Raw genomic sequence first — 16,495 nt, 5'->3', positions numbered from 1 at the left:
ACGGAAGGGGTCGTGCGCCGTGATGGTTAGGCTGCGGGAACCGCCGCGATCACTTGGATCTCGAGCCGCAGGCGCGGATCGGTGGCCAGGCGCTTGATCTCAACGGTGGTGCTGGTGGGGATGTGGCCGCCGAACCAGGCGCCCTGCACCCGGTTGACGACATCCTGGTCTTCCTCGATGTTGGTGAAGAAGCGCACCATGCTCACGACGTCTGAACGCTGTGCGCCCGCGGCCGTGAGCGCGTGATCGAGGTTCTCGAACAGGTTCTTCACCTGTCCGTCGATCTCGCGGGGCACGGCATCGAACACGGCCGGCACGTGTGGATGATCGTGATAGACGGGAGCGCCCGTCACGCCGCTGATGAACACCAGCCTCGCGTTCGACACCGAACGGATCACCGGCACGAACGGGCTCACGATCTCGGCGTCGTAGCCCTCGTGATGGATGACCTCCGAGGCGCCGCTCGCGACCGGTCGCGGCGGTGGAATCTGCGCGTTCATTCTGATACTCCATTCGTGAAGGGGGCGCTTGCCCAGGTGACTCGACCGCCCATGATGGTCAGTTCGCTGCGGATGTCTGCGAGCTCGTCGTCCGAGCAGGTCAGCGGGTCGAGCGTGGGCACCGTGAGGTCGGCGTCGAAGCCGGGAAGCAGCGTGCCGCGGTGGTCATCCTCACCCGTGAACCAGGCGGCGTCCGCGCTGTATGCACGCAGCGCCTCCTCGCGGCTCATGAGATGCTGCGGCGCGCGCAGGCCGGTGCCGTCGACGGACCTACCGGTGACGAACCACGCGATCGAGGCCCACGGGGAGTACCAGTTCGCCCGGGTCGCGTCGGTGCCCGCACCGATCGGGATGCCCCTTTGGCGCAGTGCGGCAATGGGCTGGGCGTGCGCGGCCTCGTCGGCACCCCAGTGCTCGACGTAGTCGCCGCCCTTCAGCACGTGCCTGTTCTGCACCAGCACACCGAGGCCTAGGGCGGCCATCCGGTCGAGGTTCGCGTCGCTTGCGGCATCGGCGTGCACGATCGACCAGCGATTGCCCGTCACGCCGGCGGTCTCTGACTGCACCTTCTCCCACGCGTCGAGCACGCGCCCGAGCGTGTCGTCGAGGACGGCGTGCATCGACATCCGCCAGCCGCGGGCCGCGCACATCCGGCTGATCTCGAGCAAGCCATCGGCCGCCTCGTCGGCGACCTGGAAGTCCTCCATGCCCTCGAGGTCGTGGCAGCCCAGGTGCACTACCTCACCCACGCCGGAGACCTTGACGATGCCGTCGCCGAAATCGTGCTGCTGGATGCCGGTGTAGCTCGTGTAGTTCGCGAGCTCAGAGCCGCGCTCCCAGGCCGAGATGAACAGGCGGAACCGCAGCGAAAGCCCGTTCTCGCGCCAGAGGTCGAACAGCGCGTCGTAGTCGGAGGGCTGGAGCAGGAGGCCACCGCCGTCGTTGACGCCGGTGAGACCGTGCGAGGCGAACTCGCGACTCATGGCGGCCGTGCCGAGCTTTGCCTGCTCGTGGTCCACCGTCAGTGCGAGCAGGGTCGGCACGGTGAACGCTCCCATGCCGAAAATCACTCCCGTGGGAGCACCGGCCGCGTCGCGCTCGAGCGAGCCGCGTGCCGGGTTCTCAGCCGCGGCATCCGCCCAACCGCACGCCGCCATGCCTGCGGCATTCAGCACGCCGATGTCGTAGGTCTCCTGGATGTACACCGGATGCTGCGGAGCGGCCTGGGTGAGTTCGGCCGGCGTCGGAATCCGGCCCTCGACGAACTGTCGCCGGTGCCATCCACCGATCACCGGGATCCACTCCCCTGCCGGAATCTCTGCCGCGCGTTCGCGGATCATGCCGAGCGCATCCGCGATCGAGCGGATGCCATCCCAGTGCACCGAGACCAGCCAGCTGACGCCCCCGCGCACGGCGTGGATGTGGGAATCGATGAGTCCCGGAATCACCCTGCGACCGCCGAGGTCTATGACCCGGCGCGCCTGGGGAGCGTATGCGGCGAGCTCCTCATCAGTCCCGACCGCGAGCACCCGACCACCGGCGATCGCGAGACTCTGCGCCTCGCCAGGGCCCTCGCCCTCTGGCGCGAGGGTCGTGATCCGGCCACCGGTCAACAGCAGGTCGACGGGCGCCGCTGCGTGCGGGGCAGTCATGATGTGGCTCCGTTCCGGAATCGTTGAGGCGTGAGACTAGCGAGGTTTAGACGCCGAGGTAGCGCTCGAGGGTCTGCACGTCGCTACGGAGTTCGGCTGGAGTCCCGGTCCACGGGTTCTCCCCGTCATCGATGATCACGACGCGATCCGCCATGTCGAGCGCGAGGTCCACGTTCTGCTCCGCGATGAGAACCGAGAGGCCCGTGCCGCGAAGTCCCTCGATGCGATCCTGGATGACGTCGAGCACCGTGGGAGCCAGGCCTTCACTCGGCTCGTCCATCACAAGCAACGACGGGTTGGTCATCAGAGCTCGGCCGATCGCGAGCATCTGCTGCTCACCGCCGGACAGCGACTTCGCGAGCGACTTCTGCCGCGTGGAGAGTCTGGGGAAGAAGTCGAAGACGCGCTCCGCCGTCCACGCTTCGCCACTCGACGGCTTGCGCTTGCGCACGACGGAGAGGTGCTCGAGCACGGTGAGTGACCCGAAGATGTGGCGCCCCTGTGGCACGATCGCGATGCCGGCACGGTTGATCTGAAAGCTCGTGCGCTTGGTGATGTCCGCGCCGTCGTAGACGATGCTTCCCGCCGTCGTGGTGGGCGGCCGCAGCCCGCAGATGGCACGCACCAGCGTGGTCTTGCCCATGCCGTTGCGCCCGAGCAGCGCGACGGTCTCGTCGGCGGCGACCGTGAGGTTGATTCCCCGCAGGACCTCGGCGCCCGCATAGCCGACGTGCAGTCCGGTCACTTCGAGGCTCACTGTTTGTCCCGCCTTCCCAGGTAGATCTCGCGCACCGTCTCATCGCTGCGCACTTCCTCCGGTGTGCCCGTGATGACGTGCTTGCCGTTCTCCATGCACATGACGCGGTCGGTGAGACCGAGTGCCAGCGACATGTCATGTTCGATGAGGAGGATGGGGAGCGTGCGTGGCAGGTCCTCGATGAGGTGCTTGAGGACGCTGCGCTCGCCCGGCGAGAGGCCCGCGGCCGGCTCGTCGAGGAGAAGGATGTTGGGATCGCCGACGAGAGCCATGGCGATCTCGAGCTGGCGCTGCTCGCCGTGCGAAAGGTCGGTGACGACATCCGCCGCACGATCGTCGAGGCCGACACTGTTGAGGGCGTCCATCGCGCGATCGGTCGCGTCATCCTTGCTGCGCTGAGGCCACCAGAAGACGCGAGCACTGCTCTCGCCACCGCGGGCCGCGACACGCACGTTGTCGAGAACGCTCATATCCCGGAAGAGATTCGAGATCTGGAAGGTGCGTCCAACGCCCATGCGTGCACGCCGTGCCGCACCGACCCTGGTGACATCCCTGCCGAACAACTCGATCGAACCAGACGTGGGCAGCACATCTCCCGCGATCATCTTGAACAGCGTCGTCTTGCCCGCACCGTTCGGTCCGATGACGCCGATCCGCTCGCCCGCGTGGAGAGTGAGCGAGATCGTGTCGACCGCCTGGATGCCGCCGTAGCGCTTGCCGACGCCCTCGATGGTGAGCACGGGGGCTCCGGCCCCGGACCCGTGAGGGTCCGGAGCCGTCGCCGTTGCCGTGATGTTCGTCATCAGCCTTGGAACGCGTTGGTGTACGGCTTGCTCTTGTCCTGCTCGATCATCGCCTTCTCGTCCTTGCCGAGGTACTGCGAGACGCTGTCGTACTCTTCGAGCACGTCGTTGTAGAGCTTGCCATCGGAGTGACGCTTGACCTCGCGCACGTAGACCGGGGCGACCATGTTGTTGCCCTTCTCCCACGAGACCTTGCCGAAGATGCTGTCATCGAACTTGAACTTGGTGATGCTCGACACGAGGTCAGCACCGACAACCAGGCCCTGCTTCTTGAGCACCTGCGAGACGAGGTCTGCCGTCATGTACCCACCGGCGATGTACGCACCGGGAATCGTGCCAGTCGCCTCGGTGTACTTCTTGACGAAGGCCTGAGTCGCCTTGTGCTCGGCACCCTCGGCCCAGTAGCTGACCGACTTGACGCCGACAATCTTGTCGCCGTTGCCCGCCTTGTCGAGCGACACCAGGGTGCCCTGGTCGAGCGCGCAGCAGTTGAGCAGGAGCTTGTCCATGTCGCCGCCCGCGCCCGAGTAGGCGTTGAGGAAGGCCGGACCAGGAGCTCCACCAGCGGTGGCGACATAGATCATGTCGGCATTCAGCGACTGCAGCTGGGAGACGTAGGACGAGAAGTCCGTCGTGCCGTTCGGCGCCCAGAGCTGCTTGACGATCTTGCCGCCCTCAGCCTCGAAGCCCTGCTTGAATCCCGCACAGGATTCCCAGCCGAACGAGTAGTCGGAGCAGAGGGTGACCGCCGTCTTGGCGTTGCCCTTCGTTGCCGCCCACTGGCCGCCGGGGTAGTTCGCCTGCGTGCCACCCATGGAGCTCGTGCGCACGGTGAGGTCGTTCGCGCCGCTGAGCGTCAGGTTGTTCGACGCTGCCACCGGCTCGAGGTTCGGAATACCCTGGCTGAACGTGTAGGCCGCGACCGCGGATGCGGTGTTCGCGATGAGGGGGCCGACGACCACGTCGACGCCGTCCTGCTCGACCAGTTGCTTCGCCTTCGCGAGCGACTGGTTGACGTCGCCGGCGTCGTCTTCGTAGGTGGTCTCTACCGTGATGTCGCCGGCCTTGTTCTTGGCCTGGTCCCAAAAGAACTTCCAGCCGTCTTCCATCTGCTGGCCGGCGATGGCGAAGACACCACTCGTCGGAGAGATGAAGCCGACCTTGAGGGTGCCCGACTTCGCGGTGGTCTCACTCTTCGGCGCTGCTCCGGGAGGAGCACACGCAGCGAGGGTGAGCGCGGTGGCGACGGCTAGTCCGGCAACCGCGAAAGCGCGGGTGCGGACTGACATCTTCCTTGACATCATGCTGTTTCCTTTCATCAGGTGTGACTGACATTCGACGCGGATGCGCCGGCCTCTGGGACGTCTCCGGCCGCGGCACGCTGCGCACGCCGCTTACGGATCCGGTTGGTGAGCTTCCCAATGCTTCCGACGACGCCCTCCCTGGCCAGCAGGATGACGACGATGAAGACGATTCCGAGCAGGGTCTGCCAGCGGTCCACGTAGCTCGACACGGTGAACTTGACCAGGATGACGATGGTCGCGCCGACGAGCGGCCCGAGTAGCGTGCCGACTCCACCGAGGATCACCATGACGATCAGCAGGATGGAGGTCTCGACGTTGACGCTTTCCGGGCTCACCGACTGGGTGTTCCACGCTCCGAGCACTCCGGAGATGCCCGCAACGAAACCGGAGATCATGAAGGCGGCGACCTTGTAGCCCGCCACCGAGTATCCGAGGCTGCGCATCCGGCTTTCGTTGTCGCGCACGCCGCGAAGGCTGGCGCCGAATGGCGAACGCGCGACGACCCAGAGCACGAGCGTCGTGACGATGAGGAGGGCGAGAACGAGGTAGTAGAAGATCCACCAGTTCTCTCGCGCGTTGATCCACTCGGGTCGCTGGAGCAGCAGCCCGTTGTCGCCGCCGGTGACGCTCGACATGCGGAAGGCGAGACCGTAGATGAGCATTCCAATGGCGAGCGTCACCATGAGGAAGTAGATGCCGGAGGTGCGCATCGTGAGGAGGCCGTAGATGAGCGAGACCGCGAGGGTGAGCGCGATGGCGAGCACGATCGACAGCGTCGGGTCCCAGCCCTGGTGGAAGGCCCAGGCCATGCCGTAGCTCGCGGTTCCGGCGATGGCGCCGTGGCCGAGCGATGCGAGTCCGGCTTCTCCGACGAGGAAGCTGACGCTGGCGGCGGCCATGGCCGCGATGAGGATCGTCGTCGTCTGACCGACCTGGAACTTGGTGACTCCCAGGTACGGCAGCGCGACGAGGAAGACGACCACCGCGGCGACGATCAGGTACTGCACGAGGTGCGTGCCGCGACCTCCCCCGCGACCGGAGATCGTGGGAATCAGGCCCGTGGCCGATCGAACGACGGGAGTGGCGCGGGTCAGCGGGTTGCTCATGATTTCTTCCCGAAGAGTCCAGTGGGCTTGATGACGAGAACGAGGGCCATCGGCAGGAAGATCGTGAAGTACGACAGCTCGGGGATCCACACCTTCGCGAAGACGTCGATGAGACCGATGAGCACGGCTCCCACCGCGGCGCCCGACACGCTGCCGAGCCCGCCAACGATGATCACCACGAGCGCCTTCAGCAACACCTCGTTGCCGCCGGAGGGCAGGATGCTCGCGATTCCCGAGTCCAGCACACCGCCGATCGCCGCGAGGGATGCACCGACAATGAACATGCCCGTGAAGACCCAGCGGATGTTGATCCCCATCGCCGAGATCGTCTCGCGGTCGTCGACGCCGGCCCTGACGATCGCTCCGATGCGGGTCTTGTTCTGCACGATGGCCAGCGCAATGCCGATCACGAGCGCGATGGCCATGACAAGCACCTTGTACCAGGGGAACGATGCCGATCCGATGGCGAAGCCGCCGGAGGGCATCGCCCTGCTCGACAGGTTCTCGGGGTTGCCGCCGAAGATCCAGAGGCACACGTCTCCGACGACGAAGGCGATGCCGAGGGTGAGCAGAACCTCGGGAAGCTCCTGGCCGCGCACGGCGCGCAGCAGGCCGAACTCGGTGATCAGGGCGATCACCGCAACCACGACGACCGCCGAGATGAGGGCGAGGAAGAGATTGCCCGTGAGCGCCGAAATGGCGATGCCCACGTAGGCACCGATGATGTAGAAGGCGCCATGGGCCATGTTCACAATGCGCATGAGGCCGAAGACGAGAGTCAAGCCGCTCGCGAGCAGGAAGAACACCGCGGCTTCACTGAGACCGTTCAGTGCCTGCTGCGCGATGAACACGGGATCTAACACGTGGGTTTCAGAGCCTTCCGCGACGTTGTGGATGAGCTGGGGCTATGCGAGTTACAGCCTTGCAATCGATTGTACAAAAGTCAACCTCTGTGCAGTCTGATTGATCACAATATAGCAACGAGTTCAGTGGCGCTCAACGAGGCGGTACCGGCGACGTCCCATCGCACCCGACGCGGCGAAGACCAGCGAGCCCACCGTGGCGAGAACGAAGAGCATCGGAAACGCGTTGCGGTCCACGGCCGCCTGGCCGAGAGCCGCCCCCAGCGAACCGCCGAGCATGAGCGATATTGAGAAGAATGTCAGTCCCATCGGGCGAGCCGGCGTGGCGGCATCCGTGATCCAGGTCTGCAGAGTGGTGTGTGCGAGCGCCCAGGCGACGCCGAGCATCGAGGCGCCGACGAGCACAGAGATCGGGGTGATCCAGGCGGCGAGGATGGCGAAGGCGGCCACGGCGAAGAGTCCGCCCGACAGCATGAGCACCCAGGGCTTCACTCGCGCAACGATGAGCTTCATGCCCTGGCTCACGACGATCACCGCGACTCCGAAGCCTGCCGTGACCAGGCCGGAGACGAAGACTCCCTCGCCGGTGAGCTCGAGCGCCTGCGGCAGAAAGTTGTAGATTCCGATGAGCAGCGTGCCCTCGAGGATGGTAAAGGCGAACAGCCCCAGCATCCACGGACTCCTCCCAATCCTCGCGAGCTGCGGCACTATCCGCTCGTCGCTGTTGTGTTCGGGCTCCGGCAGCCGCGACAGGATGACCGTGAGCACGGCGCCGCCCACGGCGTAGACCACGAAGACAGAGCGCCAGGATGCCCACTCGGCGAAGGCACCGGCGCCGAGGGTGCCGAGCCCCAGCCCCAGGGCCGTCGCGGTCGCGAGGTTCGACATCGCGGCCGGTCGCTTCGATGCGACGAGCGTCTCACCGAGGTAGACGAGCACGGCGGAGAAGGTGGCGGCCCAGGCGCCTCCCGAGATGATGCGCGCGGCGATGAACAGCGGCAGGGTCGGGGCGAATGCGCTGACGATCGCGGCGAGGGTACCGATTGCCGCAGAGCTCCACAGCACGTTCACGCGACCGAGTTTCATCTGGAGCGGACCCCAGAGCAGTTGCAGCACCGCGTAGGCGAGCGCATTCCCCGTGATCGCCCAGCCGGTCAGCGCCGTGGCAGCGTGGAAGTCCGCCGCGATCGTGGGGACCATCGGGAGCACGATGGCGCGGTCGATGGTGGACCAGAACACCGCGAAGGGAAGCACGAGCGTCGGGCGCAGCCAGCGGGGCGCTGACCGCGGAAGCGGCATCCGGCTCACTCGGCGTTGCGCAGCGGAATCGGAGCCGGAAAGTCCTCGCCGGCGAGCTTGTCTTCGAGGTAGTCCCAGTCCCGCGCGAAGCGGTAGGCGTGGCGTGGCGGCATTTGCGGAGCCTGGGTCTCGAGCCAGCGCACCTCGCTGCCGGTGGCCGCGAAGGAGTGAATGCAGCCGACGCCCGCCCAGGCGAAGTCACCAGGGCCGAGCAGGAACTCCTCGCCATCGAAGGTCGCGAGCACCTCGCCGTCGATTACCAGGTACGACTCCTCGAGCGGATGATCGTGCGCACCGGCCTTGCCGTCCGGCTCGTACTGCACCATGAACATCGCGGACAGTGTGGCACCGAGGTCGGAGTCGACCATCATCTTGAGCGAGATTCCGCTGTAGACGAGCAGCGCCGTGCGCATGCTCGCCGAGACCGCGAGCAGCTCTTGCGACTGACGACCGGGGCTGAGCTGCTGCTTGGTCACGTTGCCGAAGGATCGGGTGCGGGGGTCGCGAGTGTCGACGTCGATGGGGTCGACCCGCGGGAGCTCGGGCACCTGAAAGGTATCGCTGGCGTGCCTCGCGCGGGCCGGGGGCGTGATGAGATCCGCGATCAGCGCGGTCTTCTCGCCCGAGCCGCTCCAGCGATGTGGCACACCGATCGGCACCACTCCGTAGTCGCCCGCGACGAGTCGCACCGTTGCTTCGGGTGTGGCCAGCACCGCCTCACCCTCGATGACGTGAAAGCTGTATTCGAAGGAGTGAACGTGGGACGCACTCCGCCCGTGCGGCTCGATGCGCACGATGCCGAAGTCCGAGTGCGCGGAACCGTCCTCCTCGCCGACGCAGCGCCAACGGTCGATTCCGATTGCGCCGGGAATGAGCAGGCCCGGCGGAAGATACGCGGCCTCTGCACCGCGGCGGACGACGAATCGAGACATGGCGCAATCCCTCCTGCAAACGATTGCTACATGCTAGCCGAACTGTTCACTTCTCCTGTACAAATTTTTTGGGCGCTCGGCCGGTCTCAAGCGGGGGCTGACCCCGTCGAGCCGCGCACGATGAGCGACACCGGCACCCGCACGGTCTCGGGCTCCTGCGTCCTGGCGTCGATCGCCTCCAGCAGCATCCGCGCCGCCTCTGTACCCATCTCGAGCATGGGCACGTGCACTGTGGTGAGCGGCGGGTTCGAATCCTGCGCGAATTCGATGTCGTTGAATCCGACCACCGAAACGTCCCCAGGGCAGCTGAGACCGTGCGCACGCAGGCTCCTCAGAACCCCGAGCGCCACGAGGTCGTTGCCGGCCACGACCGCGGTGGGCCGCGGGCCGCGCTCGGTGAGCACACGATCCATCGACTGGCTGCCTGCCTCGACCGAGAGTGCGGCGGCCTCGACCACCGAGCCGGTCACGCCCTTGATTCCCCTGCACGCCGCCAGGAAGGCATCGGCGCGCGTTCCACTCGTGGAGAAATACGCCGGGCCCGCAATGTGCATGATGCGGCGGTGACCGAGGTCGGCGAGATGGGCCACGGCGGCCGCGATGCCCGTGGCGTCGTTGCCGGTGACGAGCGGGTACGGGATGCCGCCGGCATCGCGGTTGAGCATGACGGCGAAGACGCCGGCCTGGTGCGCGTCGGCGAGCGTCGAGCTCTGCAGCGAACCGGAGGCCACCACGAGACCGTCGATGCGGCGGCCGAGCAGCGAGTCGAGGGCTGCCCGCTCGATGGCCTCGGAGTCATCGGTGTTCGCGAGCAGGGCGGTGTAGCCCCGGGGCTGAAGGTAGTTCTCGATGCCTCGGATGATCGGCGGAAAGAACGGGTTGGTGAGGTCGGGGATGATGACCCCGATCGTCATCGAGCTGCTCGTGCGCAGGCCCCTCGCCATCGCGTTCGGAACGTAGCCCAGCTCCTGCGCGATCGCCGTGATGCGCGCGGCCGTCTTCTCATTCACCTGGTGCCGGGTGCGCGCGTTGAGCGCCCGCGAAACCGTGGCCTTGTGCACGCCGACTCGATCGGCCACGTCGTCGATCGTCACGCGGTGCAGGGGGTCGATGACCACGGAGGCTCCTTCTTTCAACTCGACGGTGGCGCTAAGACTACGAGCTATTCTCCTGCTGGACGAATGCTGAGGCTCCGAGTGGACGCCGTCACCGTGAACTTCGCATTGCGGGCAATCTGTCTGGTCGGCCCGACGATGCGTTCGAGCGCTGGGCGATAGCCGAGGTGCGAGTTGAACACCGTCCAGAGCTCGCCACCGGGCGCGAGCACCCTCGCCGCATCCTCGAACAGCCGCGGCGCGATTCCCGAGTGAACGGTCGCCCCGATGTGGAAGGGCGGGTTCAGCAGGATCAGTTCGGCAGAGGCATCCGGCTGGCTGGCGAGGCCGTCGTCACGCACGACGGTCACGCGGTCACCTAGGCCGTTCGCCTCCATCGTGGCCCGAGCGGATGCGACAGCCGCAGCCGACTGGTCGGTCGCGATCACCGAGATGGCGGACCTCGCCTTCGCGAGTGCGGCGGCGAGCAGGCCGGTGCCGCAGCCCAGGTCTATGGCGGATGCGGCATCCGGCTTCGCCTCGCCCAGCACCTCGAGCAGGAGCCGGGTTCCGATATCGACGCGGGTTCCGGCGAAGGCACCGCCGTGTGCGCACACCCAGAGGCCGAACTCCTCATGGAACTCGCGCCGTGGCCACTCCTCGTTCCCTGAGCCTGCCTGCCCGGAGGAGGTCGCTTTGCAACCATCTCGAAGGGCCGAAGGATCGCCGCGGGACCCAGTCACCGTCAACACCCGCGCCTTCTGCCGCGCGAGCCCCGGCCGCACCTCGCCGAAGTGCCGCCCGAGCACCTCGTTCATGGCCAGCGCGAGGTGCTTGATCATGCCACCGGCATAGACGGTTACGTCCGCGGCCGCATGCGTCGCAATGAGGCCGGCGATCTCATCGAGCGCGTCGAGGCTGCGCGGCAAGCGCAGCAGCACGACCTGCGCGCCCCCGAGGAGCGTGGCATCGAGTGGGAGCGAGTCATAGGTTTCAACGCCGAGAGACGCGGCGTTGGCCGCGAGCGCACGTTCCCCCGACAGGGCATCCTGGTGCACGCGAACCCCCTCGACCCCGTGCAGGGCGGCACCGCCGAGGGTCAGGGCTCCGTACTGGTCGCCGATGACGACCACCTCGCCGGGCGCGCTGGCCTCGAGTGCGGCGCCAGCCTCATCCAGAATCAGCCTGTCTGCAGCATCGACGGCGAACAGGTTGTCGGCCTCGGGGTCGGGCCAGCGCCGCAGGGCGTCGAACGAGAACGGTGTCACCCCGTCACGGTACCCGCACCGAGGCCTTGCGCGTTCCCTACTCGGCGAGGGTGAAGTTGCCGACGCGGTACTGCGCGCCCTTGTGCTCATCGGGCAGCTTGTCGCCGCGGCCGTGCAGCTTGTTGCGCAGCGTGCCCTCGGTGTACTCGGTCTGGTACGCGCCGCGCGCCTGCAGCACCGGGATCACGTGCTCGACGATGTCCTCGAAGGTGCCGGGGGTGATGGCGTACGCGAGGTTGAAGCCGTCGACATCCGTCTCCTCGACCCACTCCTGCAGCTGGTCGGCGATCTGCTCCCCGCTGCCGATGATGAACGGGCCGAGACCGCCGATGGCGCCCTGGATGGCGATGTCGCGCACCGTCCACTGCTTGCCGTCGTCGTCGCCCGCCTGCACGTTCGCGACGGCGGACTGGATGGCGTTGCTCTTGACGTTGCCGATCGGCTCGTCGAGGTCATAGGTCGACAGGTCGACGCCCATCCACCCCGACATGAAGACGAGCGCGCCCTCGGGACTCGCGTACTTGAGGTAGTCCTCGTACTTGGCGCGCGCCTTCTCCTCGGTGGAGTCGGCGATGACGGTGAGCAGCGTGTAGATCTTCGCGGAGTAGCGGTCGCGACCTGCGGCCTCGAGGGCATCCCGGATCTTCTTGACCGTTGCCTTGAGCCCGGACTTGGTGGAGTTGGCCACGAAGATCGCCTCGGCGTTGCCCGCCGCGAATTCGATGCCGCGCGGCGACGCCCCGGCCTGGTAGATCACGGGAGAACGCTGCGGCGAGGGCTCGGAGATGTGGATGCCGGGCACGGTGAAGTTCTTGCCCCTGTGCCCGATCTCGTGCACCTTCTTCGGGTCGGTGAAGACGCCGGTCTCACGGTTGCGCTCGACGGCGTCGTCTTCCCAGGACCCCTCCCACAGCTTGTAGAGCACCTCGAGGTACTCGTCGGCGTAGTCGTAGCGGTCGTCGTGCTCCATCTGGTCGTCGTGACCCATGTTGCGCGCCGCCGACGGCAGGTAGCCGGTGACGACGTTCCAGCCGATGCGGCCGTTCGTGAGGTGGTCGAGCGTGGACATGCGACGTGCGAAAGGATACGGATGCTCGTACGCGGTTCCCGCGGTCACGCCGAAGCCGAGGTTCTCGGTGACGTAGGCCATGGCGGGGATCACGAGGAGCGGGTCACCGACGGGAACCTGCGCACCGTGACGGATCGCGGCCTCGTTGTTGCCGCCGTACACGTCGTACGTGCCGAGGACATCCGCGATGAAGATGCCGTCGAACTTGCCGCGCTCGAGCAGCTTGGCGAGCTCGGTCCAGTAGCTGAGGTCCTTGTAACGCCACGCCTGATCGTCTGGGTGTCGCCACATGCCGGCGGACTGGTGGGCGACGCAGTTCATGTCGAAGGCGTTGAAGCGAATCTGTCTGGCCATCTCACAATGGTGCGTCCACCGGGGGCTCCCCGCGCGCGGCAGCGAAATACGACGCAACATTAGGCCCGAGAGGTCAGTTCCGAAAGGTCATACTTCGTCGCATTTCTCGGATGCGCACGCGCCCCTCTCTACTCTGACAGGGTCGCCATTCACAGGAAGGACTTCTCATGACCATCGCAGCCACCGAGATCGACACCCGTCTCGAGACCGAGACCGACCTCGATGCCGAGGTGAACTTTCCCTCGAGCAATGTGCAGTCCATACCGCCGCTCGCCGAGCAATGGAAGTCGCTCGACCTGCGCGAGATCCTCAGCCGCCCCGCGGCGTTCCTGTCTGTCAGCCAGTCGAACTCCCTGTACCGACCCGGCGGCGTTCAGTATGGCGAGCGCCACGACCTGCGCGGCAGCCTGCCCGCAACCGTGAAGTCAGCGAAGGCTGCGCGTGCTGCGGGCAACTTCACCTCGTTCAACTGGATCGGATACACGGTCTTCCGCCAGGACTACCCGCAGAGCGACTTCGACCGCGCGCAGTACAACTCTTGGACGGGGGCGCTCGACGCCACGCCCGAGCAGATCGCCTGGGACAACGAACTCGTCAGCGACCTGCGCGAGCTGGTGCAGCCCGGCGACAACGAGTTCTACGAGACAGCACTCCAGACCGCCTTCACCGGCACGGGGTTGCCGCTCGAGCTCTCTCGCAAGCGAATCGAAGTACTCGTGATCACGGGCATCCACACCGACTGGTGCATCGAGGGCAACGCGCGCGCCGCTCGCGACCACGGCTACCTGCCCATCGTGATCGGAGACGCGACCGGATGCAACAGGCCGGAGCACGAGCCCGCCGCGTTCCAGCGCATCAACCAGTTCTTCGCGCCGGTGATCTCGTCGGAGACCTTCGTCGAACTCCTGAAGCGATAGGGCCGAACCATGGGAAACGTGGGGCTCTTCTTCGTCGGAATCGTGCTCCTGGTCAACGGCCTGGTGATCCTGAACATCGTTCCGGCCCGCAGCGCGGCCATCCTGAACCTCTTCGTCGGAGCGGTGCAGGTGATTTTGCCCACGATCATCCTCAGCCAGGCGGGCGGTGATGCCGCCATCATCAACGCGACCTGGCCGACCTATCTGTTCGGCTTCACCTATCTGTACTACGGCCTGGGCATCCTGCTCGATCTCGAACCGCAGGGCCTCGGCTGGTTCAGCGCCTTCGTCGCAGCCGTCGCACTCTACGAGGCTGCGTCATCGCTCGCCACCGATCCGATCTTCGCGGTGATCTGGCTGAGCTGGGCCGCCATGTGGACCCTGTTCTTCCTGTTGATGGCACTCGACAAGGCGCAGCTCAGCCGGTTCACGGCGTGGTTCCTGATCTGGCTCGGCATCCCCAGCTGCTCGATCAGCGGGCTGTTCCTCTTGAACGGTGCCTGGGCGACAACTCCGGCCGCCGGTGCCGCCGCGCTCGTCGCGCTACTCGTACTCACCGCTGTGAGCATCGCGTTCACTCGGTCGTCCATCGCCCGGCTGCCGCAGTCGACGGATGCCGCAGGCAGGCAGGACCTGGCAGTCTCGGCAGCGGAGTCCCTCCCCCTCGCCTGAGCGTTGAGGATGCACACGAGCGGAACGGATCTCGCTGGGCGAGAATGAAATATGCCTTCGCCGCTGATCAGGGTCAGCTCAGCCGAACTCGACGATCTGCGCGAGCGACTGCGCAACACGCGATGGGCGCCGAGCTGGCCGAGCCACGGCTGGAATGCTGGCACCGACCAGCGCGAACTCCGTCGACTCGCGGACTACTGGCGGTCCGGCTTCGACTGGCGTGCCCAGGAGGATGCGATTAATGCGCTTCCCTCACACGAGGCCGACATCGACGGAACACCGATTCACTATTTCCGATTCGATGGCGAGATCGAGGGAGCGCTGCCCATCGTCCTGACGAACGGCTGGCCCAGCACCTCGCTTGAACTGGTGGCGCTCGCGCAACGACTGGCCGCGCCGTCTCGATTCGGCGGCGAGCCGGCCGACGCGTTCACGGTGATCGTCCCGTCGCTGCCAGGATTCCCGTTCTCACCGCAGCGCCCGAGCCACGACGAACAGACGCATGAGCTCTGGCACCACCTCATGTCGCAGCACCTCGGCCTGGATCGCTACGGTGCGCACGGTGGCGACCTCGGAGCGGGCATCACCTCCCGGCTGGCCCAGGCGCATCCGGAGGCCGTCGTGGGCATCCACCTCCTCGCCGTCGCCGCGCCCGCCAGCTACGACGCCGCGACCCTTAGCGAAGAGGAACGCTCGTACCTCGACTCGGTGAACTCCTGGGTGGATGAGGAGGGCGGATACCAACACGAGCAACAGACCCGGCCGCTCACCCTCGCGCCCGGGTTGACGGACTCCCCCGTGGGCCTACTGAGCTGGATCGTGGAAAAGTACCGCGCCTGGAGCGACAGCGGCGGCGAGCTCTCGACCAGGTTCAGCGATGACTTCCTGCTGACCCAGGCCTCGCTCTACTGGTTCACGAACACCATCGCCTCGTCGTTCCGGCCATACTTCGAGTACCGCGCCGGGATGACCACCAGGGTTGACCGCGTCGACGTACCAACGGCGGTGGCAATCTTCCCGCGCGACCTCACCCGTCCGCCACGAAGCTGGGCCGAGCGCAGCTACGCGGTCACGCGATACACGACCATGCCGCGCGGCGGACACTTCGCACCACACGAAGAACCTGAGCTGCTCGCGACCGACCTCAGGGAGTTCTTCCGCTCGTTACGCTGACCGCACCTCAGACGGTGGCGTGGGCGCGCATCGCGTGCGCCATCCACCACCAGGCGAGCCAGCCGATGACGCAGTTCAGCACGATCGCCATGAGCAGGCTGAGACTGCCGGTGATGCCGATCATCGTCCAGACCGGCGCATGCGCGACGTCGGCGAGGCCGGAGACCACCTGCACGAGGATGCCGGCGATCCAGCCGACGAACGGGTACGCCGCGATCGCAATACCGGTCGCGGCCCAAGTGACGCCCCACGGGTGGTTGACCGAGTGCGATTTCAGCATCCGCCCGCTGACGATGATACCGAGTGCCCACACGGCCATTCCGAAGAGCGAGAGGATCAGCAGCGGGATGACCCACGCGGTCACGTTGACGTTGTCGACGAAGTCGCGCAGCTGGTAGTAGCTCGTCGAACGGGAGCTGGAGGAGCGACCGATTTGGTCGAGCACGAAGGTGAAGAAGGCGGCGAAACCGCCCAGGACGACGGGCACGATGAACAGCAGCCAGCCGAGACCGAGCAGGTTGAATCCCACGATGCCCGCCCAGCGCGCACCGCTCTTCTGCTCCGCGGTGAGCGGCGGGCGCACCGCGCGCGGCTGCCACGCCTGGGGCGGATAGGGGCTCGGGCCAGCCTGCGCATACGGGTTCGGCACTGCCGGCTGGCCCTCGGGCAGGGGCTCGTAGGGGGGTGGCGTCGTCGTCATCGTCTCATTCCTTGAGTCGGGCCGTGCTCGGT

The 16,495-nt window shown here is 66.4% G+C and carries 16 protein-coding genes; 3 read left to right on the top strand and 13 right to left on the bottom strand.

Translation table 11 applies throughout. The features are described from left to right. Positions 1–26: 26 nt before the first annotated feature. The 12 genes from ABUA37_RS11000 to ABUA37_RS10945 all read right to left on the bottom strand — a co-directional run bounded on the left by ABUA37_RS11000 (position 27) and on the right by ABUA37_RS10945 (position 13,001). Positions 27–500 (bottom strand): RidA family protein, encoded by a 474-nt coding sequence (locus ABUA37_RS11000; protein WP_349899236.1) that lies wholly within the window; start codon positions 498–500, stop codon positions 27–29. Next, on the bottom strand, positions 497–2,152 hold the full coding sequence (locus tag ABUA37_RS10995; protein ID WP_349899235.1) for an amidohydrolase: 1,656 nt from the start codon (positions 2,150–2,152) through the stop codon (positions 497–499). The genes ABUA37_RS11000 and ABUA37_RS10995 overlap by 4 nt, the downstream gene beginning before the upstream one ends. 46 nt (positions 2,153–2,198) lie before the next feature. Then, a complete protein-coding gene (locus tag ABUA37_RS10990) occupies positions 2,199–2,909 on the bottom strand; it encodes an ABC transporter ATP-binding protein (protein ID WP_349899234.1) in 711 nt (236 codons plus the stop codon). After that, the gene (locus tag ABUA37_RS10985) at positions 2,906–3,712 is read right to left on the bottom strand and encodes an ABC transporter ATP-binding protein (protein WP_349899233.1); all 807 of its coding nucleotides are present in this window, start codon (positions 3,710–3,712) and stop codon (positions 2,906–2,908) included. The genes ABUA37_RS10990 and ABUA37_RS10985 overlap by 4 nt, the downstream gene beginning before the upstream one ends. Beyond that, a complete protein-coding gene (locus ABUA37_RS10980) occupies positions 3,712–5,001 on the bottom strand; it encodes an ABC transporter substrate-binding protein (RefSeq protein ID WP_349899232.1) in 1,290 nt (429 codons plus the stop codon). Before ABUA37_RS10980 ends, ABUA37_RS10985 begins: the two co-directional genes overlap by 1 nt. Before the next feature lie 29 nt (positions 5,002–5,030). After that, complete coding sequence (locus ABUA37_RS10975) at positions 5,031–6,122, bottom strand: branched-chain amino acid ABC transporter permease (RefSeq protein WP_349899231.1); 1,092 nt, start codon at positions 6,120–6,122, stop codon at positions 5,031–5,033. Further along, complete coding sequence (locus ABUA37_RS10970) at positions 6,119–6,985, bottom strand: branched-chain amino acid ABC transporter permease (RefSeq protein WP_349899230.1); 867 nt, start codon at positions 6,983–6,985, stop codon at positions 6,119–6,121. The genes ABUA37_RS10975 and ABUA37_RS10970 overlap by 4 nt, the downstream gene beginning before the upstream one ends. 123 nt (positions 6,986–7,108) lie before the next feature. Continuing rightward, on the bottom strand, positions 7,109–8,284 hold the full coding sequence (locus ABUA37_RS10965) for an MFS transporter (protein WP_349899229.1): 1,176 nt from the start codon (positions 8,282–8,284) through the stop codon (positions 7,109–7,111). Positions 8,285–8,289: 5 nt separating this feature from the next. Continuing rightward, the gene (locus ABUA37_RS10960) at positions 8,290–9,216 is read right to left on the bottom strand and encodes a cupin domain-containing protein (RefSeq protein WP_349899228.1); all 927 of its coding nucleotides are present in this window, start codon (positions 9,214–9,216) and stop codon (positions 8,290–8,292) included. Positions 9,217–9,302: 86 nt separating this feature from the next. Beyond that, positions 9,303–10,334, bottom strand: coding sequence for a LacI family DNA-binding transcriptional regulator (locus tag ABUA37_RS10955; protein ID WP_349899227.1), 1,032 nt, complete (start codon positions 10,332–10,334; stop codon positions 9,303–9,305). Positions 10,335–10,378: 44 nt separating this feature from the next. Beyond that, complete coding sequence (locus tag ABUA37_RS10950; RefSeq protein WP_349899226.1) at positions 10,379–11,578, bottom strand: class I SAM-dependent methyltransferase; 1,200 nt, start codon at positions 11,576–11,578, stop codon at positions 10,379–10,381. Positions 11,579–11,615: 37 nt separating this feature from the next. Then, entirely contained in the window at positions 11,616–13,001 is a 1,386-nt protein-coding gene (locus ABUA37_RS10945) for an LLM class flavin-dependent oxidoreductase (protein ID WP_349899225.1), read from the bottom strand. A 167-nt stretch (positions 13,002–13,168) separates the two neighbouring features. Here ABUA37_RS10945 and ABUA37_RS10940 point away from each other — a divergent pair, with 167 nt between their 5' ends. From ABUA37_RS10940 to ABUA37_RS10930, 3 genes are read left to right on the top strand one after another with little or no spacing between them, the layout of a single operon-like run. After that, positions 13,169–13,918 carry a cysteine hydrolase gene (locus ABUA37_RS10940; RefSeq protein ID WP_349899224.1) on the top strand — a complete coding sequence of 250 codons (750 nt, stop codon included), beginning with the start codon at positions 13,169–13,171 and terminating at the stop codon, positions 13,916–13,918. An 18-nt stretch (positions 13,919–13,936) separates the two neighbouring features. After that, on the top strand, positions 13,937–14,590 hold the full coding sequence (locus ABUA37_RS10935) for an AmiS/UreI family transporter (RefSeq protein WP_349899223.1): 654 nt from the start codon (positions 13,937–13,939) through the stop codon (positions 14,588–14,590). A gap of 51 nt (positions 14,591–14,641) precedes the next feature. Continuing rightward, positions 14,642–15,763, top strand: a complete 1,122-nt coding sequence (locus ABUA37_RS10930) for an epoxide hydrolase family protein (RefSeq protein WP_349899222.1) — start codon at positions 14,642–14,644, stop codon at positions 15,761–15,763. Positions 15,764–15,770: 7 nt separating this feature from the next. Here ABUA37_RS10930 and ABUA37_RS10925 read toward each other — a convergent pair whose 3' ends face one another. Continuing rightward, positions 15,771–16,463 (bottom strand): hypothetical protein, encoded by a 693-nt coding sequence (locus ABUA37_RS10925; protein WP_349899221.1) that lies wholly within the window; start codon positions 16,461–16,463, stop codon positions 15,771–15,773. Between the last annotated feature and the right edge of the window lie 32 nt (positions 16,464–16,495).

Source organism: Parafrigoribacterium soli (genome assembly GCF_040227235.1).
GTDB lineage: Bacteria > Actinomycetota > Actinomycetes > Actinomycetales > Microbacteriaceae > Parafrigoribacterium_A > Parafrigoribacterium_A soli.
This window is presented reverse-complemented; position numbering and strand designations above follow the sequence as displayed.